At 59.4% G+C, this 17,903-nt stretch carries 14 protein-coding genes and 3 riboswitches; of the genes, 7 read left to right on the top strand and 7 right to left on the bottom strand.

Features of this window, described 5'->3' with window-relative positions; translation table 11 throughout:
• Positions 1-145 precede the first annotated feature (145 nt).
• Positions 146-1,555: an extracellular solute-binding protein gene (locus EXY20_RS33285; protein ID WP_135556744.1), complete on the top strand. Its 1,410-nt coding sequence runs from the start codon at positions 146-148 to the stop codon at positions 1,553-1,555.
• A gap of 104 nt (positions 1,556-1,659) precedes the next feature.
• Here the strand turns inward: EXY20_RS33285 and EXY20_RS33280 are convergent, their stop codons facing one another.
• Together EXY20_RS33280 and EXY20_RS33275 are read right to left on the bottom strand one after the other, a co-directional pair.
• A complete protein-coding gene (locus EXY20_RS33280; protein WP_135556743.1) occupies positions 1,660-4,761 on the bottom strand; it encodes a fibronectin type III domain-containing protein in 3,102 nt (1,033 codons plus the stop codon).
• Between the two features lie 446 nt (positions 4,762-5,207).
• On the bottom strand, positions 5,208-6,347 hold the full coding sequence (locus EXY20_RS33275; RefSeq protein WP_135556742.1) for a glycosyltransferase: 1,140 nt from the start codon (positions 6,345-6,347) through the stop codon (positions 5,208-5,210).
• Positions 6,348-6,511: 164 nt separating this feature from the next.
• Here EXY20_RS33275 and EXY20_RS33270 point away from each other — a divergent pair, with 164 nt between their 5' ends.
• Together EXY20_RS33270 and EXY20_RS33265 are read left to right on the top strand one after the other, a co-directional pair.
• Positions 6,512-7,642, top strand: coding sequence for a glycosyltransferase family 4 protein (locus EXY20_RS33270; protein WP_135556741.1), 1,131 nt, complete (start codon positions 6,512-6,514; stop codon positions 7,640-7,642).
• Positions 7,639-8,640, top strand: coding sequence for a phosphotransferase (locus EXY20_RS33265; protein ID WP_135556740.1), 1,002 nt, complete (start codon positions 7,639-7,641; stop codon positions 8,638-8,640). The genes EXY20_RS33270 and EXY20_RS33265 overlap by 4 nt, the downstream gene beginning before the upstream one ends.
• Positions 8,641-8,736: 96 nt before the next feature.
• Here the strand turns inward: EXY20_RS33265 and gcvPB are convergent, their stop codons facing one another.
• From gcvPB to gcvT, 3 genes are read right to left on the bottom strand one after another with little or no spacing between them, the layout of a single operon-like run.
• Positions 8,737-10,200, bottom strand: a complete 1,464-nt coding sequence (gcvPB, locus tag EXY20_RS33260) for an aminomethyl-transferring glycine dehydrogenase subunit GcvPB (protein WP_135556739.1) — start codon at positions 10,198-10,200, stop codon at positions 8,737-8,739.
• Entirely contained in the window at positions 10,197-11,552 is a 1,356-nt protein-coding gene (gcvPA, locus tag EXY20_RS33255) for an aminomethyl-transferring glycine dehydrogenase subunit GcvPA (RefSeq protein WP_135556738.1), read from the bottom strand. The genes gcvPB and gcvPA overlap by 4 nt, the downstream gene beginning before the upstream one ends.
• Positions 11,549-12,676: a glycine cleavage system aminomethyltransferase GcvT gene (gene gcvT / locus EXY20_RS33250; protein WP_135556737.1), complete on the bottom strand. Its 1,128-nt coding sequence runs from the start codon at positions 12,674-12,676 to the stop codon at positions 11,549-11,551. Before gcvT ends, gcvPA begins: the two co-directional genes overlap by 4 nt.
• A 98-nt stretch (positions 12,677-12,774) precedes the next feature.
• A riboswitch (glycine riboswitch) is annotated at positions 12,775-12,885 on the bottom strand.
• A gap of 3 nt (positions 12,886-12,888) precedes the next feature.
• Positions 12,889-12,983, bottom strand: a riboswitch (glycine riboswitch).
• A gap of 177 nt (positions 12,984-13,160) precedes the next feature.
• Positions 13,161-13,278: riboswitch (glycine riboswitch) on the top strand.
• Between the two features lie 357 nt (positions 13,279-13,635).
• Here gcvT and gcvH point away from each other — a divergent pair.
• Together gcvH and EXY20_RS33240 are read left to right on the top strand one after the other, a co-directional pair.
• Positions 13,636-14,025: a glycine cleavage system protein GcvH gene (gene gcvH / locus EXY20_RS33245; protein WP_135556736.1), complete on the top strand. Its 390-nt coding sequence runs from the start codon at positions 13,636-13,638 to the stop codon at positions 14,023-14,025.
• A gap of 11 nt (positions 14,026-14,036) precedes the next feature.
• The gene (locus EXY20_RS33240) at positions 14,037-14,954 is read left to right on the top strand and encodes a GNAT family N-acetyltransferase (RefSeq protein WP_135556735.1); all 918 of its coding nucleotides are present in this window, start codon (positions 14,037-14,039) and stop codon (positions 14,952-14,954) included.
• A gap of 19 nt (positions 14,955-14,973) precedes the next feature.
• On the opposite strand, the gene EXY20_RS39320 is transcribed toward EXY20_RS33240, so the two are convergent.
• Both EXY20_RS39320 and EXY20_RS33235 read right to left on the bottom strand, forming a co-directional pair.
• Positions 14,974-15,129: a hypothetical protein gene (locus EXY20_RS39320; protein WP_167859700.1), complete on the bottom strand. Its 156-nt coding sequence runs from the start codon at positions 15,127-15,129 to the stop codon at positions 14,974-14,976.
• Between the two features lie 62 nt (positions 15,130-15,191).
• Positions 15,192-16,340, bottom strand: coding sequence for a helix-turn-helix domain-containing protein (locus EXY20_RS33235; protein WP_135556734.1), 1,149 nt, complete (start codon positions 16,338-16,340; stop codon positions 15,192-15,194).
• Between the two features lie 179 nt (positions 16,341-16,519).
• Here EXY20_RS33235 and EXY20_RS33230 point away from each other — a divergent pair, with 179 nt between their 5' ends.
• Positions 16,520-16,957, top strand: a complete 438-nt coding sequence (locus tag EXY20_RS33230) for a DUF2188 domain-containing protein (RefSeq protein ID WP_135556733.1) — start codon at positions 16,520-16,522, stop codon at positions 16,955-16,957.
• Positions 16,958-17,239: 282 nt separating this feature from the next.
• Complete coding sequence (locus EXY20_RS33225) at positions 17,240-17,776, top strand: dihydrofolate reductase family protein (RefSeq protein WP_135556732.1); 537 nt, start codon at positions 17,240-17,242, stop codon at positions 17,774-17,776.
• Positions 17,777-17,903: the final 127 nt, after the last annotated feature.

Below are 17,903 nucleotides of genomic sequence, written 5' to 3'. Positions count from 1 at the left end.
CCATTCCGAAAAAATCGTTCCTTCAGACCATTCGTGCCGCGCTTTATACTTTGTGTTGTAAGCGCTATACCGATGAAACGGTCATCTGTCGGCTTCGCGGAAGCGAATGCCGCGGCGGAAGCAAAATCGAATGGGGAGGATTTGGATGAACAGAAAATGGTGGGTGCCGGTATCGTTAAGCGTGGCCATGATGGGTTCCTTGCTCAGCGCCTGCGGCGGATCCGGATCGGACAAATCGGGGGCGGGTTCATCGGTGAAGCCTGCGGGTACGGCGGCAAGTCCGTCCGCATCGGCGGCCGCGTCGGCAACGCCGGCGCCGACGATCAAACCGGCAAAAATCAACTGGTGGGCGGCATGGGCCGAGGACCAGGGCCCGGCGGAAATCATCAAAAAATTCAATCAGAAGTATCCGCAAATCCAGGTGGATTACGTTCAATTCGCGAACAACGATGAAGGCAACGTCAAAATTGACACCAGCCTCATAGCCGGTCAGCAAATTGACGTATTCTTCAACTACGGACTGACCCGGCTTGAAGCCCGCGCCAAGAAGGGAGTTCTCCAGGATCTTGGCGAATTTATCGCAAGGGACAAGTTCGATGTGAGTGCGGAATTCGGTCAAGATACGTACAAATTCGACAACAAGTATTACAGCTTGCCGACGACCTCCCAGATTGACGCCGTATTCATCAACAAGAAAATGCTCGACGCCGCCGGCCTGAAGGTGCCGGAGAAATGGACGCTGGACGAATACTCCGCTTATGCGAAAGCGATGACGAAAGGCGAAGGCAGCAGCAAAGTATACGGTTCCTCCGACTATCTGAGCAACTACTACTGGACGCTTCCGGTCCGCGGACTGCTCGGCGCCGACGCTTGGTACAAAGCGGATGGAACGTCCAACTTCGATCACCCGGCGTACAAAAAAGCGCTCGAGTTCAAGAACAAAATCGAAAACGTCGACAAATATCAATATCCGTACACGGAATACAAATCGACCAAGTCGACGACCAACGAGCTTTTCCTGCAGGGGAAAATGGCGATGGCCATCAGTTCGACGGCAATTTCGCGCTTTATCAGCAATACCAAGGATTATCCGCGCGACTTCCTGGTAACGGTGGCGCCGCTCCCGACCCTGGAGAAAGATCAGAAGGAAGTGCTGAACGGCGGTCTGAAGCATTTCGGCTACCTGGCCATGAACAAAAACACGAAGGAAAAGGAAGCCTCCTGGATATTCCTGAAGTGGCTCTCGACGGAAGGGTCGGTCGACTTGGCGAAAGTCGGGCATATTCCGACCTGGAAGAAAAACAACAAGGACGCTGTGGCGGCGATTATGCTCGGTCCGGATGCAGCGAAGGTTGTGGACGTCGAGGCATTCAAAAAATTTGTGTTGAACTATGAAGCCAAGTCCTACACCGACACGATTTATACCGCCTACAACGAAATCAACACGATCCTGCAAAATGAAGCGGAAAAAGCGCTGTTCGGCGTGGCGAGCATCGACGATTCTCTGGCGGAAATGAAGAAGAAGGCGGACGCGGCGATCAAGGCGGCGAAGTAAAGCGAAGTAAAGCAGACGAATAAAACGGCGATACAAAAAGAGAAGGCGAACGTACGCGCTAGGGGCGTCCGGTCGCCTTCTTTTTTGCTTGCGGAAAAAAGACGTTACGGCATGTCGTTAACGAGCACGAAGATCGGCGTTTCGCCGACGTTCACCGTTACGCTGCCGCCGGCAATCGTCAGCGCCGACGTGACGCCGTCCGTGTCGCCGTTCGCCAGCGTCACCTGCGAAGCCGTTGTCGGGCTGCCGGCCAGCGACAAGGAATAACCCGGCACCGTCGTGTTGTTGCTTGTTTTGCACCAGACGACATAAGCGCCGCCGGTGCCGGTTGCGTTCTTGAACTTGTAGACGAGCACATTGCTGTTGCCCGAGCTTTGCTCGGCCAGATAGCGCATGTTGCCGAGCGTATTGCGCAGCGTGTACACATAGTACCACGACACTTTCGGCGTCCAGTCGCCCCGTTGGCCGATAAGGCCGCTCGATCTGTATTTTGTCGAGTCGCTGCTGTTCACATCGGTCAAATAATACGCATAGGCGCGGTCGAGCCCCGCTGCCGCGGCTGCCAGATAAGAACGGACGAGCCAGTCCGCCTGCACGTCTTGCTGCGATTTGGGTGCGATTGCCGGCGCCCGCTGCACCGAGGCCGGATGCGTATCGTAGCCGAACTCGGTCAGCCATACCTCCTGGTCGTGCATATATTGATCGCGGTAATCGACCAGACTCTTCAACTGATCCTTCAGATGGTCGTCTTCCGGGCTGATGCCGACGGTGACGCCAGACACCGTGACATTGCTGTAATGATGCACGTTGATGACGTCGAACGGGATGCTGCCGCCGCGATTGACGTCGGACCAAAATTTCATCGCCTTGATGTAATCCACATTCGTATTGGCCAGTCCGCCCATGACCATCTTCATGTTCGGATCGGCATTTTTAACGCCGACCGTGTTGCCCATTGCGCCTTGATGGCCATCGTAATCGGCGCTCGTCATCGCGGCGAATTCGTACGGGGTAAAGTAACCCGAACGGTTCTGCCACCATTTGTCCGGCTCGTTGGCGTTTTCGATATAGGACAGCAGGTTCATTCCGGTGCTGCGCGGCTGATCCGCCGCAAGCTTCAGCTTGTTGTCGGCCACCGCCGTGCTGCCATACCGTGCCGCATACTGGAACATATGGTCTGCGTGTTCGGCATAGGACGCCGGACTTGTCGCGCTTTCACCGGTCGAGACCGGCTTGTCCCACAATGCCGTCGTCAGCCAGCTGACGCTTGCCTGTATGGCCGGGAGCGTCTGCAAGCCTGCGCTGTCGATGCTGTCGTAGAAGTCGTCGAAGTTCCTGGCAATTTCGCTATCGGTGGAATAGCTGCCATTGAACTTGTTGAGGTTGTTTGGATATTGACCGGCGTACCCGGTTTGGAGCGTGCCGAACGAAAGCGCTCCTTCGTCCCACACCCAGTTGTGGTACTCGCGCACATTGTTGACAACGGCCATCTTGTCGACGGGGTCGCCATAGAATGTATTGACTCCCATCAACTCGTTCATCGTCGGTTTTGTGTGCGGGACGGGTGTCGGCGGGGCGGCAGGCGTGCCGACCGGCGTACCGTAGAGCACGATTTCGCCCACCTTCTGACTGGAAACGCCAGTATAAATTTGCACGTACCGGGTTGTGACGTTAAACGGACGCCCGACCCACTTGTTCGTCTGGTTCAGCGCATCCGAGAATTGCGCAGTCCAGCCGAGGGGCGAGCCGCTGGAGAAGGTAAAGCCCGAAGAACCGCCGCCCACGCCGTCAAAATAATAGATATCCGTCAGCGCGTATTCCGCGCCCAAATCGATGACAGCCGATATCGGCAAATAAAACGTGCCGCTGCCGTAATCCCAAATGCTGGTCGGCGTTGTCGGCGTGCCGCCGCGCGGGTCGGACTGCTCGTCGACAAGCATGCCTGCGTCGCCTCTTGCCGTTTCGTTGATCACCATCGACGGATTGAGCGGAATGGCGGTGCCCGATGTGGCGGCCAGCGTCGTATAGCTGACCGTGCCGGTCGACAGGGCGGATATGTTGGATGCCTTGTCCGTCGTCTTCAGCGCAAAATAGTAAAGCGTGCTTGTGTTCAGTCCATACACCGTCGCATAGTCGTCCGATCCGGCCGCTTGCGGCGCCGGCTCGAAGCTGGCTTGCTTCGAAGAACCCCAGTTGCCTGCCGTAATCGGAACCGTATTGTAGCGCAAATCGTACGATGTCGCCGTGCCGAGGGTATTGTCGTCACCCGGCGCCGTCCATTTCAGCCGGGCGGTGGTCGACGTGACGGAGACGACCTGCAGGTTCGTCACGGTCGCCGGCGCGATTGTGTCTGCGCCCGTGGCGATGCTGGCGGTCAACGTAGAAATCGCCGAAACGTTCGGCACCTCGTCCGCGGTTTTGATCGCAAAATAATACGTCGTGCCGGACACCAGACCGCCGACTGTCATCGTTTGCCCCGTACCGGCGGCAGCGGGCGTCGGCTCGCCGGTTGCCTGCGCAGCGCTCGCCCAGTTGCCGGCGTTGATCGGCGACGTGCTGTAGCGGACGTCGTACGAGGCCGCGGTGCCGGTATTGTTGTCGTCGCCGGGCGCCGTCCACGTCAGCGTAACTGTGCTCGCCGTCGACGAAGCCGCTGCCAGGTCGGAGACCGCCGCCGGCGGTGTCGTATCGCCGCTCGGCGTGCCGTAAACGACGAGTTCTCTTACCCAGGAGTTCGGCGTTCCCATCGCGACGCCGATATAGCGGGTCGTGGCCGAAACGGAGTGCGCGCTCCAATGGTTGTAGGTATTCAGCGAATCGACAAACAGCTGCGTCCAGCTGCCCGGCGAACCGGACGAAACGGTGAAGCTGCCGGTGCCGGTCGAATCGTACAAATAAATGTCGGTCAAGTCGTAGTATTGGCCAAGATCGATATAGGCGGTGAGCGGATAATCGGCTGTATTCCATCCGCCGTGCCAGCCGTTCGTCGGATTGCCGCCGCTGCCGCCCGCCGGATCGCCGGCTGTCGTTTGTTCGTCGACGAGCAGCGTCGGATCGCCCAGCGCCGACGTATTCGTGACCATCGAAGGGGACAGCGTAATTTTGACCGGGCTGGCGTAGACGGAGTTGCCGCCGGTTGCCAGCATAACGCCGAAACAAGCGAAAAAAACGAAGCAGCCTGCCCATAATGCCATCTTTCTGTTCATAACCTACCTCCTGTTCGAATTCGCCGCGTCGCGGACGGTCGTATTCCATCCGGCGTGAATCGTTTGCCGGTGCCTCGCTTGCTGACGTGTTGTCCGGATGCCGTGGAATCGGCCGCATGTCGCGCTGAAAACAGGCGCAGGTCGAACGCTCCAGGGAATGCCGGAACCGGGCATCGCTCCTTTCCGCATCGCACACGTTGTATACAGTGTGTGCAGCACTTATTGTAGCAACCGACCCGATCCTCAAGATAGAGTCATCTCATGACCTGGATTATCCTTTGTTTACCACATAAGCTGGAGCGGCTTCCGGACGCGGCGGAAAGTCAAATTGCAGTTGGCGGGTGTGTTGTGCGAATTCGGGGCGATTGGGTCAGAACAGCCAGTGTTTTCGCTGGTTATTCTTGACGAGACGGGCGAAATGGGACGAATAAGCCATTTTTTATGGGCTAATTTTGGGGGAGGTCGGGAGTTTGATCGGCATAAGCAATTGGATCGGGAGCTTGATCGGCCCCCACGTTCACTTCGCTGATCGTAGCGGTGTTTTTTTGATACAAGCGGGCGATCTTCTCGATCATGATACGGCTTGAAAGCTTACGGATCATCCGTTTCCGGACTTGAAACGTTCGTATCTTGACGACGTTTTTTTTCAATAGCAATATGTTATTCAAGTCGTTTATGAATTGCCTGTCCGTCCATTTCACTCGTTTTGCTTGATGATCCCCGAAATTGCTTCTCCAGGCATAGCGAAAGTTTTTTACGGTCACAGGTCCGATATATCCGCGGTTTCCGACCGCGAGGACCGGTTTACCGCAAGCTATCGCCTCCAATGCGACCCGACCGGTTCCGACCACAACATCGCACGATCGATAAAAATCGCTCATATTCGAAACAAGCCCGGCTACAACGTATCGGCCGGTTGCTTGAACATATTTTTTGGCATGCCTTCCTGCAATCATCACGCGTATATTCGATTTCCTGGCCTTAAACGATCGCAGCAATCGGGAGATGCGCCGGCCCAGCGGCAATTTCTGCGACGTAAATCGGCCGGCATAGCCGATGACGGAAGCACGGGGAGGGAAGTTGTATTTTTTGCGAAACGATTTCGTCCCCTTTGGCCGAAAGGTTTCAATGGCGATCCCATTGGGAATGAGGCGTGTCTTCGCCGGCTTTGCGCCGCAGCGTACGGCGTAATGATAGATGGGCAGCGAAACCGCAATGACGGCATCCGCTATCCCGCTCGCTTTTCTGACAGCATCGGGTTTAAAATATTTCCCATGAATGGTTACAATGACCTTATTCGAGAGGGGGCGCAACGTTTCCAGAAGCGAAATGCTGTATTGATCATTGGCATGCAAGACCTGGTATAATGACATCAATTTTTTCAACAATTCCTGAGAATCCATGTACGAAGACGCAATGTGAAGCCGTATCCCCTTTTGGCGAAAAAATGTCAGCCATGTTCCGCCCGACGTATAAATCCCTACCCGATATCCACGTTTTTGCAAGGATTGCGCCAATGTCAATATGTAAGTTTCCGTTCCGCCTCCCGACCACAAGTTTTTAACCATGATCAGTACACTTCTCAAGACCGGCAACCTCCCGCAAATTCGTTATTCAGCTCCGACATTATAGAGTATGACCGTCAATCTTTTTTGGGACCAACGACGGTATTATTTCCGCCCCATTATCGTCGTACCTTTCGCTTCGCCGCTACATAAATATATTCGGAAGCGGTATAAGGAGGATGCTCATGGGAAGCGACAACAGCCTGAAAGTTTGGGTCATGACGAACGAATTTCAACCGAATATTGTCGGCGGATTGGGAATTGTTGCAACCTATCTGAGCCAAATGCTGAGCAAGACCGGTGTGAAGATCAAGGTCCTGTGTTCCGGCAGCTCCGGCAAACTTGTTGTCTCGAAACCGGGAGGCAATATGCATATCGTAAGGATACCGAAAAAGGCGCCTCCATTCAGGCATTCCGCACGCGCTTTCAAGGCAAATGCCGTTTTACGGGCGGCTGCTGCCGCAGGCTTGGGAAAACCGGACCTGATCCATATCCATAGCACGGAATTTGCCGATGCGGCGGCAGCAGCCGGGAACAAATTTCGCGTCGCCATCGTTTATACTTGCCATTCAAACGTTTCAGCAGGGATTCGTTCGCCGCACGGAAAAAATCAGGCCCGATTAATTCGCCAAGCGAGGAGGATCGTCGTTCCAAGCAGGTGGCAAGCGGCAGCGACCAGTCGGTTATATGGCGGCGTACGAGGCCGTATTGCCGTCATTCCGCACGGAGTGAATGCCGTTTCAAGGCACACGGGCGGTACACCCGAGCATTTACTCTTCGTGGGCAGACTTATTCCGTCCAAAGGCATCAAGCCTTTAATCAAAGCCGTCGCTATATTATCCCGTTCGCGCAAAAATGTTCGGTTAACCGTTGTGGGCAGCGGGAGCGACAGATATATGAACCACTTGCGCTCCTTTGCAAAGCAGCTCGGCGTTTCGGAACGCATCCGCTGGACGGGCAGCCGCCCGCATCATGCGATTCAACGAATGTACGCATCCTATGGCGCCGTGATCGTGCCGAGCGGAAAAGAATCGTTTTGTCTTGTGGCGCTGGAGGCGATGGCGAACGGAGTGCCGCTGGTATCGACCTTGTCGGGCGGACTAAGGGAGTTTGTCAATAACCGGAATGCGCAAGTTATCCGTTCCGTAAACGGAGAATCCATCGCCCGGGCCATTGCCGCTGCGTGGGGAAACAAGGAAGCTACGAAGAGAAGGCGGCTTTATGCAAAAGCTGTCGCTGCCCGCTATAGATGGCGAAAAGTCGCCCTGCGCTACAAGTCGTTGTTTTTTGACTTGAAGAAAGCAAGAACGCCATGAGTGAACAATCGGTTTCCAATATCGCCAAACAGTTTGGGATTAAGGTTGTGGGCCATAAACAAATCCGGAAAGGGATATTCCGGGTTATCGCCCGAAATGGGCAAAGCTACAGCCTGAAACGAATGCCAAAGCCGCTTGCGCGGCTGAAGTGGATCGACCGTATGCTGCTGCGCAGCAACAATAAGGGGCTTCGCCTTGTCTGGCGCAATCCGCAAACGCCGGCAGGGGCTAAACTTTATGCCGTTTCCTCTAAAAACGAGCTATATGTGTTGACTCCCTGGCTTGCCGGGAGATTGCCTTCCCCTCGCTCTTTAGGCGACATGCGGGCATGCGGCATCGCCCTGGGCCGGCTTCATAAGGCCGGTCACAACGGGCTTAAGGGATATTTCTCCTATAGCCAGATTGATACATGGCCCCGAACGCTTCAGGTACGACAGCGGTATATGCAAAAAAAAATTGCCCAAGCGAACAGGAAAGGCTACGGCAATACGGCGATTGCCGTTTTCATCCGGCGCCATGGGCCGGAAATGTTACGGTACGCAAGCAAGGCGAGAGCGCTGCTGCGGAGCAGCGGATACTTCTCGTACCGCAAGCGTCCGCGGGCGCACGGCGTGTTGTGCCACGGCGACGGAGGGCCGAGCAATTTTATCATGAACGCCAAAGGAACCAACCTCCTTGACTTCGAAACGCTGCATGTGGATTTGCGCGCGTATGATTTGTACCGGATCATTTACAATTCATGCAAAGACCACAAGTGGAATTTCAAGATCGCCGAGGCGATTTTAAACGGTTACCGTCGCATCGCAAAACTGAATAAAACCGATTATAAGTTAATCCGTACCTGGTTGCGGTTCCCGCTTAGTTCCTATCTGGTGTTGTCCTCCTTTAATAGATTTCCCTTGACGGAGAAAGGGCTGCGGTGGGCGCTGTCATCCGAAAGGAGGATCGGTCCGTTTCTGCAAAAGCTCGATAATTATGCCACGAAGCATTCCAGGTGATAAAACGATTAATAACCCGCAGGAGATCGCTGCGGGTTGTTTGTTGCGGCATATGAGGGGCATAAGCCCGGTACAGTCGTCAGCGGCTGGAACGCGCTACCCGCACGAGCAGTTCAGCACCGGCTTGCGCGCCGCCGTCGCTTCGTCGAGGCGGCGAACCGCCGTATCGTACGGCGCGTTCAGCAGCAGCTCGGGTTCGCGCGCCGCTTCTTCGGCGATGCGGATCATTGTGTCGACGAACGCGTCCATCGTTTCTTTGCTTTCCGTTTCCGTCGGTTCGATCATCAGGCACTCCTCGACGTTGAGCGGAAAATAAATCGTCGGCGGGTGGTAGCCGAAGTCGAGCAGCCGCTTGGCGACGTCGAGCGTGCGCACGCCGTGCTCCGCCGCCAGCTTGCGGCCGGACAGCACGAATTCGTGCTTGCAGATGCCGGGATACGGCGCTTCGTAGTACGGTTCCAGCCGCACCCGCATATAGTTGGCGTTCAGCACGGCCGTTTCGGATACGCGGCGCAGCCCTTCCGGCCCGTACGTGCGGATGTAGGCATAGGCGCGCACGAGGATGCCGAAGTTGCCGTAATACGCCTTGACCCGCCCGATCGACTGCGGCCGGTCGCCGTCCAAATAATACGAGCCATCCTCGCGCCTAGCCACAAGCGGTTTCGGCAGGAACGGCGCGAGCCGGCTGCGCACCCCTACCGGGCCGGCGCCGGGGCCGCCGCCGCCGTGCGGCGTGCTCATCGTTTTGTGCAGGTTGAGATGCACGACGTCGAAGCCCATGTCGCCGGGGCGCGTGATGCCCATGATGGCGTTCGAATTGGCGCCGTCGTAATAGAGCAATCCGCCCGCTTCGTGCACGATCCGGGCGATGGCGACGATGTCGCGCTCGAACAGGCCGAGCGTGCTCGGGTTCGTCAGCATGAGCGCGGCGGTGTCGTGCCCGACGGCGTCGCGAAGCGCGTCAAGGTCGACCATGCCGCGCTCGTCGGAGCGGATCGTGACCGTTTCGAAGCCGGCGACCGTAGCGCTGGCCGGATTCGTGCCGTGCGACGAATCGGGCACGATCACTTTGGTCCGCCGTTCGTCGCGGCTTTCGTGGTAGGCGCGGATCATCATCAGCCCGGTCCATTCGCCGTGCGCGCCGGCGGCGGGCTGCAGCGTCACCTCGTCCATGCCGGTAATCGCGGCGAGGTCCTGCTGCAGCGTGTACAGCAGCTCCAGCGCGCCCTGAATGCTCGCTTCCGGCTGATACGGATGGATGCGCGCGAAGCCGGGCAGGCGGGCGACGTCTTCGTTGATTTTCGGGTTGTATTTCATCGTGCACGAGCCGAGCGGGTAAAAGCCGTTGTCGACGCCGAAGTTGCGCCGCGACAGCGCGGTATAGTGGCGGATGACGTCGACTTCGTACACCTCCGGCAGCGCCGCCGGTTCGCTGCGCAGCAGCTCTTGCGGCACCAGCTCGGATAGCGGCGCGTCATCCGGCACGTCGCATGCGGGCAGCGAATAAGCGACGCGGCCCGGCTTGCTCAGCTCGAAAATGAGCGATTGTTCGGGTTTCACAAAATCGCCTCCAGTCGTTCCGCGAAAGCGTCGATTTCGGCTTTCGTCCTTCGTTCGGTTATCGCGACTAGCAGATGCCCCTGCAGCTCGCTGTAGTCGCGGCCGAGCTCGTAGCCGCCGAGGTAACCGGCTTCCAGCAGCCGGGCGGACAAGGCGCCGATGTCGGCGCCTTCCGGCAGCTTCAGCGCGAACTCGTTGAAGAACGGCGCAGCGAAAGCAAGCTTGACGCCGGGAATGGCGCCGAGCCGGCCGGCCGCGTAATGCGCCTTGCGCACGTTCAGCTCGGCCGCCTCGCGGATGCCGGCTTTGCCCATCACCGACAAATACACGGAAGCGCACAAGGCAAGCAGCGCCTGGTTGGAGCAAATGTTGGACGTCGCCCGCTCGCGGCGAATATGCTGCTCGCGCGTCTGCAGCGTCAGCACGAAGCCGCGTTTGCCGCCTTTGTCCGTCGTCTGGCCGACGATGCGGCCCGGCATGCGCCGCATCAGCGGCTCGCTGACGGCGAAGAAGCCGCACGTCGGCCCGCCGAGCTGCGCGGGGATGCCAAGCGGCTGCGCGTCGCCGACGACGATATCGGCGCCGAGCTTGCCCGGCGGCTCCAGCAAGCCGAGCGACAGCGGATTGGCGCTTACCGCCAGCAGCGCTTTGCTGCGGTGGGCAACATTCGCGATGTCGCGCAGCGGTTCGATGCCGCCGAAGAAGTTCGGCGACTGCATGACAACCGCCGCCGTGTCCGCGTCGACCGCGGCTTCAAGCTCCGCCAGATCGGTCAGGCCGTCCGCGCTGCCGACAGTGACAACGTCAAGCCCGAGTCCCCGGGCCGACGTGGCTACAATCGCCCGCGCTTCCGGATGCACCGCGCGCGACAGCACGATCTTCCTGCGCTTCGTGGCGCCCGCCGCCAGCGCGGCGGCTTCGGCAAGCGCGGTAGCGCCGTCGTACATGCTGGCGTTGGCGACCGCCATGCCGGTCAGCTCGCAGATGTACGACTGGAACTCGAACATCGCCTGCAGCTCGCCCTGGCTGATTTCCGGCTGGTAAGGGGTGTAGGCGGTATAAAACTCGGAGCGGGAAACGAGATGCTGGATCACGACGGGAATATGGTGATCGTAAATGCCCGCGCCGAGAAAGCTGACATAACGTTCGCTGTCGGCGTTGCGGCCGGCGAGCGCGTTCATGTGGCGCAGCAGGGCCGGCTCGTCGAGCGCCGGCGAAACGGGCAGCGCCCCCTTGTAGCGGACTTCGGCGGGAATGTCGGCGAACAGGTCGCCGATATCGGCCACGCCGATCGTGCGCAGCATGTCGGCCCGGTCGGCTTCCGTGACCGGCAAATAGCGATGCGGTGTCATTGGGCGGCGCCTCCTTGCGCAGTTCGTTTGTAGAATGGGGCGGGCACGACTTGCGCTTGCAGCCGTTTGCCGCGAATGTCGACTTCGACGGGGGTGCCGGGCGCCGCATAAGCAGTCTCCAGCAGCGCCAGCCCGAGGTTGCGCTTCAGCGTCGGCGATTGGGTGCCGGTCGTGATTTCGCCGATTTGGCGCCCGTCGGCGTAGACCGGATAGTGCGCGCGCGGGATGCCGCGCTCCAGCAGCTCGACGCCGACGAGCTTGCGCGCGAGGCCGTCCCGTTTCTGCGCGGTCAGCGCCTCGCGGCCGATGAACGAGCCTTTGTCCAGCTTGACGAACGGGCCGAGCCCGGCCTCCAGCGGCGAAATAGCGGGCGACAGCTCCTGCCCGTACAGCGGCAGCTTCGCTTCGAAGCGAAGCGTGTCGCGGGCGCCGAGCCCGACCGGCGCCAGGCCGTGCGGCGCGCCTGCGGCAAGCAGCGCGTCCCACAGCGCCGGGGCGTCTTCGGCCGCGGCGTACAGCTCGAAGCCGTCTTCGCCGGTGTAGCCGGTGCGCGACACCAGCGCGCGTACGCCGGCGACGGCGACGCCGTCCGCGAAGCGGAACGGCGCCAGGGCGCCAACCGCCGAATCGGCAGTCAGCCCGGCCATGATCGCCGCCGCCGCGGGTCCTTGCAGCGCCAGCAGCGCCGTGGCGGCCGAGCGATTCTCCAGCGTCACGTCGTCGCTGCCGAGATGCTGCCGCAGCCAGTCGAAATCCTTGTCGATGTTCGAGGCGTTGACGACGAGCATGTAACGTCCTTCGCCGAGCCGGTACACGAGCAAATCGTCGACGGTGCCGCCGTCCGGATAACAAAGCAGCGTATATTGCGCCTGCCCGTCGACTAGTTTGGCGACGTCGTTCGTGGTCAGCCGCTGCAGGAACGATTCAGCGTCCTTGCCGGCGACGATAAACTCGCCCATGTGCGAAACGTCGAACAAGCCGGCGCGTTCGCGCACGGCTTCATGTTCCTTGCCGATGCCGGCAAACTGGACAGGCAGCTCCCAGCCGCCAAAATCGATGCATCTTGCTTCGGGGAATCGCGCGTAGCACGGATACAGCGGCGTACGCTTAAGCGGCTCCGACATGTCTGGTCACCTCGCGCCTTCGGTCATTTGGGATAACGCCAAAAAAAGGACAGCCAAGAAACGGCATCCGCCCCCTTGCGGGGCTTGCCGGTTTCTCGCTCTGTCCTTTGTACCTGAGAGTTGCCTTGCCGGGAGCCGCGCGTTTGCGCCGCGCGTGCGGCCAAGTTTCCCCGTGGGTGACTCCGCCTTGAGCGGAATGCTCTCCAGAGATGCGTCCGGCCAAGGTCCTTTTGCCTGAGAGATTCACCCGTGCGGGCTTACTCCTTCGGCGTTACCGCGGTGCGGTAAGCTCTCCCTTGACGTTCATCCGCGTGTATGAAGTTCCGTATGTATGTTGCGTTATCCGTCGGCTAATTATAACCGTACGGCTTCGGCGGGTGTCAATGTTTTTTTGTGCGGAGGGGAAATTTTGGGCGCTGTCTTGACACGGCCGCGGCCCGTGCCGTAATCTGGAAACGTTCGCATAACCAACCGCATAGGTGGATGACGACGGTAGGGAGAGACCGAACGGCCCCGCGGGCCCGTTCGGCACCGAAGGAGCAAACGCGCCACGCTTGCCGGCTGGCCGCCAATCTCTCAGGTAAACGTACCTCCGTTCGACACGGCTCTGGAGAGAGCGTTCATACAAGCCGCCAAAGGGGTAACGCCGCCGTACGCACGAACGGACGGATCGGCCGAAACTCTCAGGCATCAGGGACAGAGATCAGGCATGAAGCCTTGTCATGTCCTTTTTTGACGTTTCGACGGATCGGGATATGGTAGGGCGTGTCTGAAAACCCGCTCGAGGTCATCTTGCACCGCCTTTTCGCCCCCTGCTGCGTCAGTTTTGCTTGACTTACCCCCGGTAAGCCTGCGCAAAACTTCCTTGCATGGAACGAAAATTCGGCCCAATCTGTTCCCCTCGGAGTATTCAGACACGCCCCAGAATAACCAGTATATGCAAAATAGGAGTGAGTCGCATGAGCGAAATCAGAGAGCAGTTGGCCTACAGCAGCGAGCATGAATGGGCGGTGCGGGTGGAGGGCGCAAGGGTGCGCATCGGCATTACCGACTATGCCCAGCACCAGTTGGGCGACGTGGTATTCGTCGAATTCCCCGAGATCGGGGCCGAAGTGGAAGAAGGGCAGGCGATGGGCACGGTCGAATCGGTGAAAACGGTGTCCGACCTGTACAGCCCCGTTTCGGGCAAAGTGGTTGCCTGCAACGAAGATTTGGTCGGGCGGCCGGAGCTGATCAACGAGGCTCCGTACGACGGCGGCTGGATCGTCGAGGTCGAAGTGGCGGGCGACGCGAATGCGGCGCTTGCGCAGCTGCTGACGGCGGAAAAGTACCGCGAGCTGGTGGAGTAGCGGCGGAAGGGATGGACAACTTCGCACGCGCTGCGGACGGGCTGCGCTTCATCGATCATTACCGTCATCACGATGCGTACCGGCTCAGCTTCAATCGTCTGGCCCATCGCGTATTCGGCATCGATTTCGAGCGCTGGTACCAAGGCGGGTATTGGGGCGACAACTACCGGTGCCACTCGACTGCGGCGGACGGCGACATCGTGGCGAACGTGTCGGTCAGCCGAATGCTGCTGTCGACCCCGAACGGGGGAACGGATGTCCCTGCCTTGCAGATCGGCACGGTGATGACGCACCCGGACTGGCGGGGACGAGGGCTTTCCCGCCAACTGATGGAACGGGTGCTGGAGTTGTACTCGCCGGAGGATGCCCCGATCTTTCTGTTCGCCAATGAACGGGTGCTGGACTTTTATCCGAAATACGGCTTTCGCCGGGTGGCGGAATGCCGGTACGCATGCGCTGCGGCCGTTTTCGGGCCGCGATCTTCGATGGGCTGGCGGTCGCTCGATATGGACGTTGCCGCCGACCGCGAGTTGGCGTTCCGCCTGGCGCAAAGCCGGGTGCCGGTGTCGCGTTCGTTCGACGCGTCGGGCGGTGCGGGCCTTGTCATGTGGTATTTCCTGAACGTGTTGTCCGGCGGGCTGTTGTACGCGGAGGAAGCGGAAACGATCGTTGCGTGCGAGCTTGAAGGAACGGAGTTGCACATGTACGACATCGTCTCCGCCCGCGAAGAAGGCTGGGAGCGTGTTGTCGCTGCCGTGATGCCTGCCGCGGCGGAGCTTGTCGTGTTTCATTTTACGCCGGACCGGCTGCTGGCCGGCCCGGCGCTGGCGAATGCCGCGGCCGCTGCGGCGGATTCGCTGCTGTTCGTGCGCGGGGACTGGCCGCTGCCGGACGGCGCGTTCCAGTATCCGCTCACGGCGCAAACGTAACGCGCCGAAGCGGCATGCGCTACTGCGAGCTTTTGCCGTGTTTCTTCGCGGCGGCCTGGTCCGCCGCGGACTGCTTGGCGCTTGCTTGCGCCTTGCCGCGCCCCGTGATATCGGCGTCGGACTGCGCCTCCGCCGCTTCCATCTGCTGCGCGGAGTGATGCTGCTCCTTGCTCATGGCGAATCTCCTTTCGTTGCCGGTTCGCCGGCTCTTCATACGGTTTCCAGCGGGCAATCCGCTTATGCGCCGCCGATAAGCCGTACCTGCAAGCCGGGATAGGCCGCATGCCATTCGGCGATGCGCCGCTCCAGCGCGGCCCGGTCGAAACCGGCGGCGAACAGCTCGCGGGTCGGCTCGAACGTGACCGCGGTGCCGGTTTCCTGCGTGACGCCAACGACGGCGAGCGCGGTTTGCGGGATGCCGTTGCGGTACTCTTGCCGATATGCGTGTCCGTCGCGGCGAATATCGACGGTCAGCCGCCGCGACAGCGCGTTGACGACGACCGGGCTGATGCCTTTCTCCGCGCCCGGCGCGCGGTAAGCGGCATGCTCCGCCTGGCGGCGCATGTCGGTCAGCACCGCCTGCGCGTTCGGTTTCTCTTGCGCTGCCAGCACTTGGACGGGGATGCCGCGCCCGTTGTCCGCCACGGTGGCCGAACCGTCCTCGTGCAGGAACAGATGCAGCTCGCTGCAGTAACCGGCGCGATGCTCCAGTACGCTGTTCTCCGCCAGCGCGAGCAGCAGCGGGTTCGGATTCGGCGCGCCGCCGCCGAAGAAGTCGGCCGGATCGGCGCGTACGGCCGTCATGTCGATGTAGTCGCTCGTATCGAGCAGGTCGCCCGCGGCCGCCAGCAACAGCAGCAGCGGCAAAGCCCGGCTCCCGCTCACCGAATAGCGGCCGCCGCGTTCCTCCTGCACGAGCAGATCGGCTCCGGCCAGCGCTTTGATATGGTGGTACAGCTGCCCGGTCGTGCCCATGCCCAGCTTCTCGACCAGCTCCGGTCCGGTGAGCGGCTCCTGCAGCACGGCCTTTACAATGTCGAGCCGCTGCTTGTGGCCGATGGCGGCCAATATTTTCGCCGCCTTCTCCCCGTCGACGGCAAGCAGGCCGTCGACCTTCCTTTCCTGCGGCTGCCAGCGAAAATCATACCGGCTGCCGCGATAGGCGCCGGAATAGTAGAGCGTGCCCGCGTGCGCCGTTGTGTCGCTTGCTTCGGAAGCCGTTACCGTCGTCGTTCCGGCGATGTTCGACTTTCCCCCCGCATCCGTTCCTTGTTGCCGTTCCTCCGCCTTCCCTTGCAACAGCCGCTCCATTTCGCCTAGCTGCTGCCTCATTTCCGCAAACTGCCGATTCAGACTGTCCATTTCCCGCGCCAAATCGCGTTCCATTTTCGACACCTCATATATTATTTAATTACGTAATTACGTATTTAAATAATAACTCATGCGATTCGTCATGTAAAGGGCGATTTCCCGATTCTTCCATGTTTTTTGGCGGCCTCGGGCGGGTAAAAAACAGGTGTCAGGCACCGGTGTTATTGCAAACTGTGAGACAGGAGGCGGTTCAGATGCCATGGACCAAACGGGATTACCCCGATTCGCTGAAAAATTTCGATGCCCGCACGCGCGGCAAAGCGGTGGAAATCGCCAACGCGCTGTTGGATGAAGGATATGGGGAAGGGCGGGCGATCGCCATCGCTACGGCGCAGGCGAAAGAATGGGCCCGCGATCATCCGGAGCATCGCGATGAGCCGCGGCGCGAAGAGATGGAGCGATCCGGAAGCGGCTACGGCGGCAGCGATGGCCGGAGACGGCACAACTGGCATGTCGTGCCGCATGACGACGGATGGGCGCTCAAGGCGGAAGGGGAGGACGAGCCGGAGCAGCTGTTCGAGACGAAGGCGGATGCCTCCCACGAGGCGCGGATGCTCGCATCGGACGCCAACCGCAGCGCAATTATTCACCGCAAGGACGGCACTGTCGAGCGGTCGCACAACTATAGCTGATCTGCTGCTGATCTGTAAAAACCTCGTTCCGATCCGGAACGAGGTTTTTGCGGTTTGTCGGGAGCTTGAGGTTGACTGCTGACTGCCATCAACCCCTGTCACTCCGCGCAGGGAGGTGCGCGAGGTACCGGAAAGCGCATAAGCGGCCACTAACCAAGTTCAACTAAACTGACGGCAGGATAGTTGAATCTCATAGACGAACTATTAGGGAAGGAGGCTGCATATGGAACAAATAATCCCGATGATGAATGGGCGAGCAAACAAGAGAGGAGAGTCAGTCGCATGGCAAAGATTGTTTTCGCATTGAATCAGTCTCTGGACGGGTTCGTCGACCACGACCACACGGCATTCCAGCCCGACCCCGTGCTATTCCGTCATTACATCGACGACGTGCGCGGCCTGGCGGGCAGCCTGTACGGGCGCCGCATGTACGAGATTATGCAGTATTGGGACGGAGACCATTTTGAATGGGATGCGCCTGAACGGGAATATGCAGCGGCGTGGCAAAGCAAACCGAAGTGGGTGGTGTCGAGGACGCTAACGTCCGTCGGTCCGAACGCTTCTCTGATCGAGGGCGACCTCGCTACAGCCATACGTGAGCTGAAGTCTCAGCATAAAGGGGTGATTGAAGTTGCAGGGCCGGAGTTGGCGCACAGTCTAACGGAGCTCGGTCTCGTTGATGAGTATCGACTCTATCTCCATCCAGTCGTGCTGGGTCACGGCAAGCCGTTCTTCGCCGGTCCGCGGCCGCCGCTGCGCCTCGTGGCGAGCGATCGAATTGGCGCGCAGGTGATCAGGTTGACTTACGTTCCAGCTTAGTTGTGCGCAGCGACCTTAAGGATACGATAGTAGAGGAGCTCCTTCGTGGCAGCTCCTTTTCGTTTGTTGAAGTAGACGGGCAGATTAGTTCGAACTGGAGTTAACGGAACTGAGCGCCGTTACCGGA

It is taken from the genome of Paenibacillus cymbidii, assembly GCF_004764705.1.
Classification (GTDB): Bacteria; Bacillota; Bacilli; order Paenibacillales; family NBRC-103111; genus Paenibacillus_AN; species Paenibacillus_AN cymbidii.
The sequence above is the reverse complement of the archived record's forward strand: the minus strand, read 5'-3'. Positions and strand labels throughout refer to the sequence as shown.